The sequence below is a fragment of the Thermococcus sp. 21S9 genome, from assembly GCF_012027635.1.
Classification (GTDB): Archaea; Methanobacteriota_B; Thermococci; order Thermococcales; family Thermococcaceae; genus Thermococcus.
Map to the genome: position 1 here is coordinate 455,198 of NZ_SNUS01000001.1, position 13,626 is coordinate 468,823.

General features: G+C 57.4%; 14 protein-coding genes. 5 read left to right on the forward strand and 9 right to left on the reverse strand.

Annotated features, from left to right (window positions below):
* Positions 1-9: 9 nt before the first annotated feature.
* Positions 10-906, forward strand: a complete 897-nt coding sequence (locus E3E28_RS02645; RefSeq protein ID WP_167915141.1) for a glycosyltransferase 4 family protein — start codon at positions 10-12, stop codon at positions 904-906.
* Here E3E28_RS02645 and cas6 read toward each other — a convergent pair.
* Positions 863-1,612: a CRISPR-associated endoribonuclease Cas6 gene (gene cas6 / locus E3E28_RS02650; RefSeq protein WP_167913920.1), complete on the reverse strand. Its 750-nt coding sequence runs from the start codon at positions 1,610-1,612 to the stop codon at positions 863-865. The genes E3E28_RS02645 and cas6 overlap by 44 nt on opposite strands.
* A gap of 202 nt (positions 1,613-1,814) precedes the next feature.
* Between cas6 and E3E28_RS02655 the strand changes: the two genes are divergently transcribed.
* Complete coding sequence (locus E3E28_RS02655) at positions 1,815-3,005, forward strand: proteasome-activating nucleotidase (protein WP_167913921.1); 1,191 nt, start codon at positions 1,815-1,817, stop codon at positions 3,003-3,005.
* Here the strand turns inward: E3E28_RS02655 and E3E28_RS02660 are convergent.
* Positions 2,992-4,107 (reverse strand): MFS transporter, encoded by a 1,116-nt coding sequence (locus E3E28_RS02660; protein WP_167913922.1) that lies wholly within the window; start codon positions 4,105-4,107, stop codon positions 2,992-2,994. The genes E3E28_RS02655 and E3E28_RS02660 overlap by 14 nt on opposite strands.
* A gap of 101 nt (positions 4,108-4,208) precedes the next feature.
* Between E3E28_RS02660 and E3E28_RS02665 the strand changes: the two genes are divergently transcribed.
* Positions 4,209-5,141 (forward strand): serine/threonine-protein kinase RIO2, encoded by a 933-nt coding sequence (locus E3E28_RS02665; protein WP_167913923.1) that lies wholly within the window; start codon positions 4,209-4,211, stop codon positions 5,139-5,141.
* Entirely contained in the window at positions 5,131-5,622 is a 492-nt protein-coding gene (locus tag E3E28_RS02670) for a hypothetical protein (protein WP_167913924.1), read from the forward strand. Before E3E28_RS02665 ends, E3E28_RS02670 begins: the two co-directional genes overlap by 11 nt.
* Here the strand turns inward: E3E28_RS02670 and E3E28_RS02675 are convergent.
* From E3E28_RS02675 to E3E28_RS02690, 4 genes are read right to left on the reverse strand one after another with little or no spacing between them, the layout of a single operon-like run.
* Positions 5,591-6,529: a radical SAM protein gene (locus E3E28_RS02675; protein ID WP_167913925.1), complete on the reverse strand. Its 939-nt coding sequence runs from the start codon at positions 6,527-6,529 to the stop codon at positions 5,591-5,593. The genes E3E28_RS02670 and E3E28_RS02675 overlap by 32 nt on opposite strands.
* Entirely contained in the window at positions 6,519-7,679 is a 1,161-nt protein-coding gene (locus tag E3E28_RS02680) for an MFS transporter (RefSeq protein WP_167915142.1), read from the reverse strand. Before E3E28_RS02680 ends, E3E28_RS02675 begins: the two co-directional genes overlap by 11 nt.
* Positions 7,680-7,687: 8 nt before the next feature.
* Entirely contained in the window at positions 7,688-8,608 is a 921-nt protein-coding gene (locus E3E28_RS02685) for an isoaspartyl peptidase/L-asparaginase family protein (protein ID WP_167915143.1), read from the reverse strand.
* 59 nt (positions 8,609-8,667) lie between these two features.
* Positions 8,668-9,579, reverse strand: a complete 912-nt coding sequence (locus tag E3E28_RS02690; RefSeq protein ID WP_167915144.1) for a phosphate uptake regulator PhoU — start codon at positions 9,577-9,579, stop codon at positions 8,668-8,670.
* Positions 9,580-9,662: 83 nt separating this feature from the next.
* Here E3E28_RS02690 and E3E28_RS02695 point away from each other — a divergent pair, with 83 nt between their 5' ends.
* Entirely contained in the window at positions 9,663-10,832 is a 1,170-nt protein-coding gene (locus E3E28_RS02695) for an MFS transporter (RefSeq protein WP_167913926.1), read from the forward strand.
* A 24-nt stretch (positions 10,833-10,856) separates the two neighbouring features.
* Here the strand turns inward: E3E28_RS02695 and E3E28_RS02700 are convergent, their stop codons facing one another.
* From E3E28_RS02700 to E3E28_RS02710, 3 genes are read right to left on the reverse strand one after another with little or no spacing between them, the layout of a single operon-like run.
* Complete coding sequence (locus E3E28_RS02700) at positions 10,857-11,441, reverse strand: indolepyruvate oxidoreductase subunit beta (protein WP_167915145.1); 585 nt, start codon at positions 11,439-11,441, stop codon at positions 10,857-10,859.
* A gap of 59 nt (positions 11,442-11,500) precedes the next feature.
* Positions 11,501-12,652, reverse strand: a complete 1,152-nt coding sequence (locus E3E28_RS02705) for a DUF1464 family protein (protein WP_167913927.1) — start codon at positions 12,650-12,652, stop codon at positions 11,501-11,503.
* Positions 12,645-13,604 carry a beta-ribofuranosylaminobenzene 5'-phosphate synthase family protein gene (locus E3E28_RS02710; RefSeq protein WP_167913928.1) on the reverse strand — a complete coding sequence of 320 codons (960 nt, stop codon included), beginning with the start codon at positions 13,602-13,604 and terminating at the stop codon, positions 12,645-12,647. Before E3E28_RS02710 ends, E3E28_RS02705 begins: the two co-directional genes overlap by 8 nt.
* Positions 13,605-13,626: the final 22 nt, after the last annotated feature.

The following is a 13,626-nucleotide window of genomic DNA, read 5'->3' on the forward strand; positions in this document are numbered from 1 at the left end:
GTGTCAGAGATGATAACGTTCCTCGCGCTTATAGCTTTAATCCTTTCGCTCGTCCTCACCGGATACGTCAGGGAGCTCATGGGGAAAGCGGGAATCGTTGGCAGGGACATACACAAGCCGGAAAGGCCGGAAGTCCCCGAGATGGGGGGAATTGCCATAATCCTGACCGTTGGAATCCTCGGGGCGCTGGTTAAGCCCGAGGTCCTTCCGGTTTTTCTGCTCTTCGGCCTCGTCGGCGCCGTAGATGACCTAACGGCCCTCAAGCAGTCCCACAAGGTAATCCTCTCACTCCTCGTCTCGATTCCGGTGGCGTTCCTGGACGTGGGCAGGAGCGTTGACCTGTTCGGCCACATAATAAACCTTGGAATCCTATATCCGGTTTTCGCGGTTCTGTTCATTACCGGCTCGGCGAACCTCGTGAACATGCTGGCCGGGTTCAACGGACTTGAGGTGGGCACGAGCGCCATCGCGCTCGGCTTCCTCGCGCTGATGACGGACGGAACGGCGAGGGAGCTCTCGTTGATAGGTCTCGGAGCTTCCCTCGGCTTCCTCTGGTGGAACAGGTATCCAGCCAGGGTCTTCCCAGGCGACACTGGGACTCTCAGCCTCGGAGCTTTGATAGGCCTCGTCGGAATCCTCGGCAAGGTCGAGGTCTACACTGCAATTCTGCTTATTCCTCACTTCCTTGACTTCACGATAAAGGCTCTGAGCGTCCGCTTTGGTGTGAGAAGGCACGGGAGAACGGAGGTAATGCCAGACGGGACGCTGAAGGCCCCACCCTACCCAAGCTTCCTGGGGACAATAATGAGAAGGGTCAGGGTGACGGAGCCAAAGCTCGTGGCCATCGTGTGGGGAATCGAGTTCACACTCGGTCTTCTCGCCTGGGCTCTGAGTCAATTACTTTGACCATTCCAAAGCCATACCTCGTTTTTTCTCCAAAGCCGGTCTCATAGCCGAACTTCGCGAGCTCCCGCGAGCCGGTGTAGCGGAACACCATGAGGGAGCTCCTGAAGTAGGTGTCCCTCACGAGAATCCTCACGGGCTTGAACTTGAGGACTTCAAGCTTGAACTCCTTATCCTCTGGCATGTGGCCATAGATGGCCGAGTAGCGCATCAGCATTACCTTGCGGAGCTTGTCAAAGAACATCTCGTCTCCGGGATACAGGTCCCATATCTTCATCCTGCCGTTGACGAACTTGACAGTCCTGACCATTATCGGGCTGAGTGTGGAGAACAGAACCTCGTCCTTGAGCTCGGGCTCCTTGAGGACCTTAACGTTGTCCGCTATGAACGTCGCGTCCCCAATCTTAAGGAGAGGGTCGTCGAGGAAGCCCTCGGCGATGGCTTTGATAAGCTCTCCGGAGTGGGACGAGACGTATAGGGAAACATCGTCCGAGAGAACCTTAATGCCCGCCTCCGGGAGAAGCTCTCTCTTCCGAACCATAATACGTGAAAACGTGAAGTGGTCCGCGTGACTCGTCTCCGCCTCATGGGCCAGCTCTGGAGAAACGAGGTATATCTTTTCGAGAATCTGGGTGTAGACCTCATAGTTGTAGTTGAAGGGCAGTATCGTTCCTTCCTCCGCGGGTCTCAGTTTGATTTCGATTCTCATTCCACCCCACCCCGGTTTCAACCAGCAAGAATTGGAACTCAAGGTTAATAAGAATTTCGCATATCAAACGTCGACATAGTTACAACTCTGAAGAGTCAGCAATGGATGTTGGATGGGAGGTAACACCACACGAAACGATAGGCGACCCAACAAGGTTAAAAAGGACTCCGGCGATAATGACACAGTGGAGAGGTGAGAGAGCATGAGCATTGAGGATACGAACATACACGAAGGTTACGATGATTACATCACCTTCTTGAAGAGACGCATAAGGCAACTCGAGCTTCAGGTGAGGACGCTCGAGGCAGATAAGGAGAGACTTGAGAGGGAACTCTCGAGGCTCAGAATGGAGATGTCAAGGCTTCGCCAGCCCCCGGCCTTCGCGGGCAACGTCATCGAGGTTCTCGACGACGAGAGGGCCATAGTCCAGAATTACAACGGACCGCGCTTCGTCGTTAGAATCGCCCCGTGGATAGAGAGGGACAAACTGAAGCCCGGCTCAAGGGTGGCGTTAGACCAGAGGACTATGGCGATAGTCGAGCTCCTCCCGACGGAGAAAGACCCGAGCGTCCTCGGCTTCGAGGTCATAGAGAGGCCCAGGGTCACGTACAAGGACATCGGCGGTCTCGACAAGCAGTTGCAGGAGCTCCGCGAGGCCATAGAGCTCCCCCTCAAGCACCCCGAGCTCTTCGAGAAGGTTGGAATCGAGCCCCCGAAGGGAGTCCTCCTCTACGGCCCGCCGGGCTGTGGAAAAACCCTCATGGCGAAGGCCCTCGCGAGAGAGGTGAACGCCACCTTCATTCGCGTCGTTGGAAGCGAGCTGGTCAGGAAGTTCATCGGAGAGGGAGCAAGATTGGTCCATGAGCTCTTCGAGCTTGCCAAGGAGAAGGCCCCAACGATAATCTTCATCGACGAGATTGATGCGATAGGCGCGAAAAGAATGGACGAGACGACCGGTGGTGAGAGGGAAGTCAACAGGACCCTGATGCAACTCCTCGCTGAGATGGACGGCTTCGACCCGCGCGGGAACGTCAAGGTCATAGCGGCAACGAACAGGCCCGACATACTCGACCCAGCCCTGCTAAGGCCAGGGAGATTCGACAGGCTGATTGAAGTCCCGCTCCCCGACTTCCGCGGAAGGCTCGAGATACTCAAGGTCCACACGAGGAAGATGAACCTCAAGGACGTTGACCTGCGCATCATAGCGGAACTCACCGAGGGCGCGAGCGGAGCGGACTTGAAGGCCATAGCGACCGAGGCTGGAATGTTCGCCATCAGGGACAGGCGCGAGTACGTCACTCAGGACGACTTCCTCAGGGCCGTGGAGAAGGTTCTTGGAGCGGAGAAGAGGCTCGCCCAGGCGATAGCGATGCACGAGGTCATGTACGGCTGACCTTTTCTGCCCCCTTTGTCCCCTTTATTACCGCCCACGCCAGGGCGTAGAGAACCGCTATGGCGAAGAATGCCTCCCTATAACCGAGCCTGTCTATAAGCCAGCCAGTGAAGTAGGGCCCGACGGTTGCCCCGAAGAAGCCCACCATGTTCACGAAGCCCATAACCGGCCCGAGGTTGTCCTTTCCGGCGGTTTCGGCGGTGAAAGCCGTAACCATCGGGCCGACCGAATAGAAGGTCAGGCCGAGGGCGAGTGCAGAGAAGAAACCGGGTTTCACGACGAGGAGAACGATTAGGAGCGCGTTGGAGAGGAAGGCGAGTTCAAGGGCCTTTCTTCCAAGCCGGTCGTAGAGGACCCCTCCAGCGAGGGAACCTGCGATGCCGACCAGCGAGAGGAGGGAGAAGAGGTAGGAGGCCCTTTCAACACCCATTCCCGTCGAGGTCAGGAAGGCGACGAGAAAGGTTAGAACGCCGAAGAAGGCCATCAGGGCGAGGAAGTTCGCCACCGCTAAGTTCACCGAGCCGACCTCGATTGAGAGCCTCGCCTTACTTTTTTTCTCCTTAAGAGTTCTGAGGGAGACAACGAGCAGGACTCCAACGACCGAGCTCATAACGGCCAGAATCGGGAAGGCATAGCGCCAGCCGAGGTTCAAAGCCACAGGCACGACGAGTAGCGGGACTATCCCGGAACCGACGGGAGGGCCGAGCATGAAGACGCCGAGGGCGGAGCCCTTCCTCGCCCCGTAGGTTTCCGCTATCAGTGCTGTCGCAGGGGCATAGTAGAGGCCGGAGAAGAAGCCGTAGAGCGCTCTGAAGGCCAGAACTTCCCAATACTGGGAAGCGAAGAAGAGCATCGCGGAGGAGATGGAGTAGCCGAATATGCTCAACGCGAGGAGCCTCTTCCTCCCGAAGCGGTCGCCGAGGTAACCTGCTGGAACCTGAATGAGCGCGTAGGGGAGGAGAAGGGCAGTCATGAGAAGTCCCGCCTGAGCGTTGCTCAGATGGAACTCTGCCTTTATCATCGGAAGGAGCGGGGAAACGGCCATCCTGTGGGCGTAGTTGAATATCCAGCCGAGGGTTATCAGGATAAGCGAAACGAGCATGGATTCGATGAGGAATTGAGCGCTTAAAAGTTTGTTGGACAGAGGTGGCCGACGAAAGTTTATAAGAATCCGGGCGGTAGTAACGGGGGAGGAGAGAGCGAATGGTCAGCAAGCTGTTGGCGCTCGAAGCTTATCCTTCACTCAGGGACCTGGACTTCAGAATCCTCAGGGGAGTAGAGCTCAACATGAGGCACCACAAGTGGGTGCCGTTAGAGGACATAGCGCGCTTCGCCAGGGTGGACGTTGAGACGGCATCGTTCAGGCTCGGCAAGCTCGACGACATGTCCCTCGTCAGGCGGAGGAGCGACATAGGCTACATCGGCTACCAGCTCACAATACACGGCTACGACGTACTGGCCATAAGGGCCCTCGCGAGGAAGGGAATCGTAGAGGCGATAAGCACGACGCAGATTGGCGTTGGAAAGGACGCGGACGTTTACGTCGGAATAACGCCAGCCGGAGAGAAAGTTGCCGTTAAGTTCAACAGGATAGGGGGCAGAACGGCTTCACGGAGGGCAGGCTATCACTCCCACGTCTTCGCCGATAAACACCACACGAGCTGGCTCTACGTCTCAAGGCTCATCGCAAAGAAGGAATACGACGCGCTGGTTCTGCTCAGTCCGATTGCGAGGGTTCCTAAGCCGATAGCCTGGAACAGGCACGTCCTCGTCATGGAGTTCGTTGAGGGAACCGAGCTGGCGGAGCTAAGGGATGACGAGCTGACGAGAGAGGAAGCAGCGGAAGTCCTCGACAGAATCCTCGAGGAGTACCTCAAGATAGTGCGCTTTGGTATAGTCCACTCGGATTTAAGCGAGTTCAACGTTGTCCTGACTGAAGATGATATCCTGATAATAGACTGGGCCCAGCACCTGACCACCGCCCACCCGGAGAGCTACGAGCTGTTGAAGAGGGATTTAACGGTCATAATCAACGCCTTCAGGCGGAGGTGGCGGGTTGAGAGGAGCTTTGATGAAATCTGGCCGGCCTTCGAGAGGGCCTGGCACGAGAGCAGGGGGGAGGGGTATGACGATTAAGTACGAGCCCCTTAACAGGCGCGAGAGGATTGTTAAGCTCTTCCGCGAGGCAATCGAGGCCGAGAACAGGAAGGACCTCGAAACCGCGAAGAAAAAGCTCGATGAGATACTCCACGAGAGCCTCGACGTTGAGCCGGAGTTCTACTTCGAGGCCTGCTTCCGCCTGGCAGACATCTTCCTCCAGGAGGACAACTACCGGGGAGCGGTCAAGTGCGCCCTGCGGGCCATCCTGAGGGCACCGAGCGAAGACCATTACAGGCTCGGCGTGAAGAGGCTTGGGGACATACTCGCGATAATCAAGAAGGAGAACCGTCTAAACGAGCTCGCCGAGAACATGGACGCGACGCTCAGGCTCATTGAGGAGGACGAGGAGCTACACCGCTTCACGCTCGCCCTCGTAAAGCTCGCGAGGGGAGAAAGGGTGAGGGAGAAGTTCATCCTGCCCGAGTTCAACGAGGTCTTCGAGAGCCTAATCGAGTGAGGAACCCCCTTACGTACTCTTTTTCCGGCGGAAACGGGAAGTTGTAGGGCTCTTTCTTTGGTCTCTCGTTGTAGTAGGGTCTGTTGCAGGCAGGACAGCCGTGCGTTGCGAAAACCGCCGGCGGAACCTCAATGCCCTCCAAATCAAAACTATCAATCGAGTCCCCGTCGAAGATTATCCTGTTGCCCAGGCCATGCTCGATTAGCCACCTCGCCAGCTGGACCTTCCTGTAACGCTCGATGCTCGGCGGTTCGAGGTTCTCAAGCCCCGTTCCCCTCAGGGGGGTGAAGGCGAAGAGCGAAACATCAGCCCCAATCGCGTAGGCTCTCTCGAAGACCTCCACAAGCTCCCTGTCCGTTTCGCCGAGGCCGACTATGACGTGGATTAAAGCTTTTCCCGGGCCGAGGACGTCAACTACCCTCCCTGCAAAGTTCCACATCTCGTCCCACTCAAAGTCGGGTTTTATCTCGCTAAAGAGTCTCTCGCTCGCAACGTCGAGGCCTACACCGACGTAGTCAACGCCGAGCTCCTTAAACTCCCCAAGCGTTTCCCTCGAAACGGGCGTTATCGAGACCGAGACCGGCAAGTCGAGGGGCTTGAACGCCCTCAGAAGTGCCAGAACGTCGTCGAGCATTCCGGGGTAGTCTATCGTCTGGAGGCATATCCTCCCGAAACGGCCGTTGGGAAGGGCTTTGATGACTTTTTCGAGCTCAAAGGCCGGCCAGGTGACGCGGGAGAGCCTGTCGAGGTTTGCCCTGCTGGAGCGCGCCTGGGCGCAGAAGGCGCAGTCGTTGGCGCACTTGCCGGGCCAGTATGTCATCAGGTATGCAGTAGTAGGCCTGGCCAGGAGCTTCGCCCTGATTAGGCCCATCGCTATCGCCGTTCCGTAGGAAACCCTAACGAGCATTGACCTTCCCCCAGATGACGGGCACGTAGAGGGTTATAAACCCGACCCCCAGGATGAGCGGGAGGAGCGGGAAGACGCCGGCGTAACCGTAGAGCTGGGCGACGTAGCCGAGGCTGACCTGACCGGCGAGCGTTCCGAGGTCGAAGAACATCGTGTAGATTCCCGAGCCCATCGTCCTGATTCTCCTCGGAAGGTTGCCGAGGGCCATCAACTGCATAGCCGGAACCGCTAAGCCAAAGCCGGCCCCGATTAGGGCGGCGCTGACGTAGGAGCGGGGCGGGAGGGTGTAAAGGTTGAGCAGGACATAGCCGAGTAGGAGCAGGGTGAGGCCGAGGGTTATCACGGGGAGGGGTCCGCGCCTGTCGGCGCTTTTACCGCCAACAACGCGCGTCATGAAGGAGAATATTCCGATGACCATCATGTAGTAGCCGAAGAGGCTCTGGGGCAGGGAGAGGGACTTGTAAAGGGCCGGCAGATACGTTGTAACACCCGCGTAACTAACGGAGAACATGAAGAGCGTTAGCGAGGCGGAAACGAAGGTTACCCTCAACAGCTCCCGGTAGCTGGCCTTCTCGTGCTCCCTCGGCCTGACGACTTCACCTGCCTCGCGCCACGCGATAAGCGCGAAGAGTGCTCCAACCCCGGAGAAGATTGCCGTTAGAGCGAAGGCTCCGGCGAAACCTATCACGTCGGAGGCGTAGCCACCGATAGCCGGCCCGATTATGTTGCCGAGGGAGAACATCATGCCACGCCAGCCGAGGGTCTCGCCAACCCTACCTGGTGGGGCCAAATCAACGGCCGTTGAGAGGCTTGAGGGGAAGAAGAGGCCCATCGAGAAGCCGTGGATTGCCCTTGCGAAAGCGAAGAGGTAAACGTTGGCGCTTACCGCCGAGACCACGTAGAGGATTCCAGCGAGGAGGCCTAGTAAATTTCCGCCGACGAGGGCGTGAAAGCGATAACCCCTATCGCCGACGGCACCTCCTATCGGCTTGGAGACGAGGGCGAGGAAAGAGGTGACGCCAGCGACGAGGCCAACGAGAAAGGGCTCGGCGTGGAGGCTCACGAGGAAGGGGGAAACTACTGGTGTTACAACGCTTATCCCGAGGAAGAAAAAGAAGGTCGAGATGTTGAGGAGCCAGACGTTCCTCATCGAGGCCACTAAACACCAGCCTCCGGTTTCTCCATGCCGTCCTTCATGAAGGCGTAGCTCATGTGCTTGGTGTTCTTGGCGAAGCCCACGTTGCCCCTTGCATCAACCATGATGATGCCCATGGTGTCTTTGCCAAAGTACTTCGTGGCGAGGCTTATCACGGCGTCGCTCGCCGACTGGGCGTCGAGACCGAGCCTGACGAGGTCGGTGGCACTCTTCGCCAGAGCGAGCTTTATGGCAACCTCGCCGAGGCCGGTGCAGGAAGCGCCGGCAACCTCGTTGGCGTAGGTCCCGCCACCGATTATCGGTGTGTCACCAACCCTGCCGAACATCTTGAGGAAGACCCCACCGGTTGAAGTCCCGGCAACGACCTCTTCGCCGTCGAAGGCGACCGCTCCAACGGTGCTCCTTAGAACCTCGGGGTACTCCTTGATGAGCTCGTTGAGCTTCTTCCAGTGCCTCGTTTCGCCCTTCTCGATGAGCTTCTTCCTCAGCTCCTCCCACTGCTTGAGTCTCTCCTCGGTTACCGGGTCGTACTCCTCGAAGCCGAGAAGGCGAGCGAACTTCACGGCACCCTCGCCGATTAAAAGGACGTGGTCGGTCTTCTCCATGACCTTCCTCGCGACGCTTATCGGGTTCTTAACGCCCCAGATTCCGGCAACGGCTCCCGCTTCAAGGGTCTTCCCGCGCATTATGGCGGCATCCATCTCGACCCTGCCGTCGAGGGTTAAAACGCTCCCGGTTCCGGCGTTGAAAATCGGGTTGTCCTCAAGGACTTTGACGGCCTCTTCAACGGCATCGAGAGCGGAACCCCTCTTCAGCTCGCGCCAGCCGGCTAAAACAGCCTCCCTAACGCCCTCTATGACCTTTGGAATCCTCTCCTCCTTCCGTATCGTGCCCGCTCCCCCGTGAACTATTATCGCCACCATGAAAACCACCGGAAAAAGTTCCCTCGAAGGGTTAAAAGAGTTGTGGAAACGAAGAGAAATCAGCTGAGGGCCATGTTGATTATCGTCTCGCCGATGTTCTCGATGTACTCGAGGATTCTCCGGAAGCTCTCCTTTGCTATGGACTGCCTGTAATCGGTGGCCTTAATCGTGGCGCGGAGTTCGAGCATGAGCTTGTCTATCGCCTTGAGGTCGCGCTTCTCTATCTGGGCCACCATCGCCTCGAACTTCTCCCGCAGGTAGGGCACGTCAACCTCGCCGGGATTCTCGGCTATCCTGATGATGTGGTCGCCTATCCTCTCGATTTCCCTCGCTATGAAGAGGATTCCCATGAGGTCAAAGGTCCTCTTGACGATTCCGCTCTCCTCGGTAACCGTGTGCTTGCTGAGGAGCCTGTTAACGGTCCTGACGATGAGGAAGTAAAAGCGGTCGAGCTCGTTCTCGAGGTCGTTTATGTCGCGCCTTATCTCGCCGTCCTCGCCCTGGATGAGCAGTTCGAGGTCGCCGAGCATCGAGACCACGAGGGAGCGAATCCGCCTGAGGAGCTCAACGAGGTTCACCTCGTCCTCGTCGAGGAGGCTCTTCGCCACTATCCTGCTGGGCTCGTCGAGGATTATCTCAACGCCCGGAAGGCTCTGGAGGACCTTCCTTATCTTGACCTTGTAAATCGGCATCTCCTCAGTGAAGTGAATCTCAAGGACGTCGTAGCCCTGAATGTAGGCGGAAATCACGAGCCTTATGGCCATGTCCGGCGAGAACTCCTTGGAGAGTCGCAGTATCTTCTTCTCGCTGACGTCCCTCGGCTCGCTGGGGAAGATGGTTATACTGCCGTCGGGGTTTATAGTCAGCGGTATAGTATCCCCCTGCTTGAGGTTGTGCTCCGTGACCCACTTCTTTGGGAGGGAAATTATGTATGAGCTTCGCCCGGTAAACTGTATCTTTCTGAACTCCATAGCCCGCACCGAACGCTATATAGTGGTAGGCGTTAAAGGTTTCACTTCGATAGACTTATAAACGCTATGAGGGACGTTTCATCATGCTCTCGGAGTACGGCAGGGACGCGAAGATACTCATAGGCGCCAATGCACTGGGCCAGACGTTCCTCTGGTTCTCGTTCTTCATAATGCCCTTCTACCTCAAGGCCCTCGGCTACGACATGAAGGCGATGGGGGCATTTTTCTCGGCCCAGACGATAGTCGGCGGTCTCTTCTTTCTCTTAGCCGGTCACATCTCACTCCGCCTCGGCTACCGAAAGACCCTGCTCCTGAGCGCGCTCATCGGACTCATCGGGAGGCTCCTCCAGGTGCTCGCGTTAAACACAACGGTCCTCTTCCTCGGCTTCGTCCTGGTGGGAATCAACATGGGGCTGAGACAGCCAAACTACAACGCCTACCTGAGCGAGCTGGTTCCTGACGAGATGAGGCACGAGGCGTTTTCCAAGAGCTTCGGGCTGGGGACGCTCTTCAACTCCCTCGGCGTTCTCTTGGCGGGCTTTCTGCCGGGCTACCTCATGGGGCTGTCGCTGGCGGAGGAGACCGCCTACAGGATAACATTCTCACTCTCGATACTCCAGTTCGTCTTCGTCGTTCCGGCTTTGCTCCTCGTGAGGGACGTTGAGGTCAGGGAGAAGAGGATAAAGTGGGAGAGAAGCTTAGTCCTCAAAATCCTCAAGTTCTCGCTCCCGAGCGCGCTCATAGGCCTCGGCGCGGGGATAACGATACCATTCATGAGCATCTACTTCAAGCTCAAGTTCGGGGAAACGCTCCAGGCGATAAGCTGGATTTTCTTCTTCCAGCAACTGGCGATGGGCCTCGGCTCCTTTGGCCTGCCGGAACTCGTGAGGAGATGGGGGCCGGTAAAGGTCATAACGTCCTTCCAGGGGACGGCAACGTTCCTTTTCGCGATATTCCCCTCGATAGAGACGTTTGCACTCGCGGGAGCGGTTTACGTCCTCAGGGCGATACTGATGAACATCATCTGGCCGATATACAGCTCATTCATGATGGGCTTCTTCAAAACCGAGGAGAAGGCAACGGCCAACGGGATACAGCAGGCCTTCTCGACCTTCATGCGAGGAGTGGGCAACTCCATCGGCGGAACCCTCTTCGCGGTTTCATTGGCCTATCCTTTCTACGCCACCGCGCTCCTCTACGCCCTCGCGACCGGTCTGTTCTACGCCTTCTTCATAAAGCACAACGAAGAATGAGAAAACCGGACGAAAAAACAGAGATTAGGCCTTCGCGAGTTCCTCACCGCGCTCAAAGGCCCTGAAGTTCATCTCCCAGAGCTTCTCGCGGAGGGTCAGCCTTATTCCCTCAAGAAGGCTCTCGCGCTTGAGCGGTATCAGGCCCTTCCTGTAGGCGTAGCCGAGCATCAGGACGCCCAAAGTTCTCGGGTTTATCTTATCGGCTTCGCGCTGGAAGTTCATCATGTGGACGGGACAGATTCTTCCGAGGGCTTTTTCGATTTCATCGAGCTCAGGATAGCGCTCCTTCCCGACGAGGGTCGTCGCCGTGTGGATGGGATAGGCGTTCACTATGGCAACGCTATCCTTTCCGAGAAAGCGCGCGTTCCTTAACGCCTCGGCCGGCTCAAGGGCGAGCATGAGGTTGGCTTTGCCCTCCTCGATGAGGGGCGAATAAACTTCCTCCCCAAAGCGGAGGTAGCTGAGAACGCTACCGTATCGCTGGCTCATTCCAAGGGTCTCGCCGATGCGGACGTTGTAGCCCTCGACCATAGCAGAGTTTCCAACGATTCTCGAGAGGGTAAGACCGCCCTGACCGCCGACTCCGGTAATGATGAGGTTGAACTCCATGAGCACCACCTTGGGGAGTTGGAGGGGGAGAATAAAAAGCTAAGCTCAAAAAAATTCGCTCAGAGGATTAGCTCCTCGAAAATTCTGAGCTTTTCACGGCCCTTCAGGTTTACCCAGTCAAAGATTGAGCCACCGCTCTCCCTCAGCCTGAGGCTCTCAACGAGTTCTTTGTAGATTCCACCGGCTATGCCGTTGGCTATTATCGCGCTTCCCTCGGCCGCCTCCTTGGCCTTCGCCCTGCTCTGGAGCTTGAGAACCTCGACCGAGAAGCCGTAGCGCCCAAAGGCATCCTCAAGGGCTTCCTTGACGTCGCTGAAGAACTCCGGAATCCGCGAGAAGCGACCGCTGATGTAGATGCTCTCGGGCCTGACGGAGGGAAGCAGTGAGAAGACGTCCTTGACGATGGCCTCTATCATCGCACTGTAGCCCTTCGCGACCATCTCGTCCTCCTTCGCGAGCTTTACGAACTCCTCGGGCGAAACCGAGAACGGGTCTATCCCGGCAACATAGGACGCGCCACCCTGGAAGAGGACGAGCTTTCCGAAGTCGTCGAGGGCGTTAGCTAAGGCGTAAGCCAATTCGCCGTCCATGAAGCCCATTCCGAGGTAGCCCGGGAAGCCGGCCGTTCCGGCCATGGCGTCAACGATTTGACCGTTCTTGACGGCCATCGCGGAGGTGTAGGCGAAGCCGACCTCAACCGCTATGAGGTTCGTCTCAGAGTAGGGGATTCCCTTTCTCTCGGCTTCCCTCACCATCGCGAGGGCAACGGTGAAGACCTTGTCGGCCGTTCCGAGGTCTATCCTGTTGGCCTTCCGCCACTCCGGGACGGTCGGGAGGTGTATGACGCCGGGGGTGAAGTAGACGTTCAAATCCTCGGCTTCTCTGAGGAGGAGCATGAGCTCCCTCAAACCGACTATCTTGAGCCTTCTCCTCACATCGGCCTCGGTTATGAACGTAGCTAAAGCTATCTCGGCATCGGTGGCTTCTCTCGCGGGTTTGAGCGGTATCCCATAACCACACGGGCCGACGATGGCGTCAATCTTTCCGTGCTCATCCTGAACCTCGCGGAGGAGTTCAACGATTACAGCCGGGTTCTCGGTTACCCTGTTCCTGTCCACGGAGACGTCGACTATTACCTCCCCGGTCTCGTCGTCGAAGCCGAACAAATCCATGCTCTTCGTCCCGGAGTCTATACCTATCGCCTTAACCACGCTCCACCACCATCCCTCGGTTGTCAACGCCCGTAACGAAGACCTCTCCGCCGTCGCCGTTCTCGCGGAGAAAATCCTCCACGATGGATTTTAGCCTTTCCGCTTGAGCTTGACCCCTAACGAGGCCGTAGAAGGTCGGTCCCCAGCTCGTCTGGCAGGCGCAGTAGGCCTCGTTCAGCATCAGCCTTATCCCCTCGTTCACGATGTCGCAACAGTAAACGTTCTCCTGGTAGTCGCTCCAGAACTCTCCGAGGAGGTGGTTGAACTGGTAGAGGCCCTCCCCGAAGGTCTTTATGTCCCGCTCGACGAACGCTGGCAGGATTTTCATGAGCACTATCCTCGACAGCCTGTCGGCCAGCTCGGGCGGCATCTTCTTGAGGTTTCCGAGTATCTCGTCCTCGCGCTTCCTGATTTCGGCGAGGGCCTTCCTCGGGGTCTCCGGAATTGCCACGACAAAGAGCCAGTCACTCGGAAAGTCGCCCCTGAAAATCAGCGGGGGAACGACCTTCTCACGCTTGTCCACAGGGAAGCCACCCTCGTAGATGAAACCGCCGACCTTAAGGGCGTAGAAGCCGAGGGCCGTTATGAGACCGCGCCTTACAGCCAACGCCACTTCCTCAAGCGAGAGGTTAAGGCCATAGAGCTTGCTCACGGCCATTCCTGTGCTCAGGGCGAGGGTGGTGTGGAAGCCGATTCCAACCCACTTCGGGATGTAGCTCCTCACCGTAACCTCAACGGGCGGGAAGTCGTAGCGCTCGCGGAGTCTCGAAAGGAACTTCAACGCGTCTTCGTCGTTGGAGCGGTCCTTTTCAGCTTCTCTGACCTCTATTTCGAGGCGTGGCTTTTCTATGGCGAAGCCAACCGTTCCGTAGAGCCTCCCCATGTCCCCGCTCAGGTCGGGGTTTCCAGTGTGCAGATGAGCCGGCGCGCTAATCCTCACCACCATGTCCATCACCGGAAACTTCGGATACCTA

Bases quoted from the DNA above. Each gene is read 5' to 3' on its own strand.
- E3E28_RS02680 (WP_167915142.1), bottom strand. From the start codon at position 7,679: ATGAGGAACGTCTGGCTCCTCAACATCTCGACCTTCTTTTTCTTCCTC.
- E3E28_RS02700 (WP_167915145.1), bottom strand. From the start codon at position 11,441: ATGGAGTTCAACCTCATCATTACCGGAGTCGGCGGTCAGGGCGGTCTT.
- E3E28_RS02670 (WP_167913924.1), top strand. From the start codon at position 5,131: ATGACGATTAAGTACGAGCCCCTTAACAGGCGCGAGAGGATTGTTAAG.
- E3E28_RS02645 (WP_167915141.1), top strand. From the start codon at position 10: ATGATAACGTTCCTCGCGCTTATAGCTTTAATCCTTTCGCTCGTCCTC.
- E3E28_RS02685 (WP_167915143.1), bottom strand. From the start codon at position 8,608: ATGGTGGCGATAATAGTTCACGGGGGAGCGGGCACGATACGGAAGGAG.
- E3E28_RS02665 (WP_167913923.1), top strand. From the start codon at position 4,209: ATGGTCAGCAAGCTGTTGGCGCTCGAAGCTTATCCTTCACTCAGGGAC.
- E3E28_RS02710 (WP_167913928.1), bottom strand. From the start codon at position 13,604: ATGGACATGGTGGTGAGGATTAGCGCGCCGGCTCATCTGCACACTGGA.
- E3E28_RS02660 (WP_167913922.1), bottom strand. From the start codon at position 4,107: ATGCTCGTTTCGCTTATCCTGATAACCCTCGGCTGGATATTCAACTAC.
- E3E28_RS02655 (WP_167913921.1), top strand. From the start codon at position 1,815: ATGAGCATTGAGGATACGAACATACACGAAGGTTACGATGATTACATC.
- E3E28_RS02695 (WP_167913926.1), top strand. From the start codon at position 9,663: ATGCTCTCGGAGTACGGCAGGGACGCGAAGATACTCATAGGCGCCAAT.
- E3E28_RS02675 (WP_167913925.1), bottom strand. From the start codon at position 6,529: ATGCTCGTTAGGGTTTCCTACGGAACGGCGATAGCGATGGGCCTAATC.
- cas6 (WP_167913920.1), bottom strand. From the start codon at position 1,612: ATGAGAATCGAAATCAAACTGAGACCCGCGGAGGAAGGAACGATACTG.
- E3E28_RS02690 (WP_167915144.1), bottom strand. From the start codon at position 9,579: ATGGAGTTCAGAAAGATACAGTTTACCGGGCGAAGCTCATACATAATT.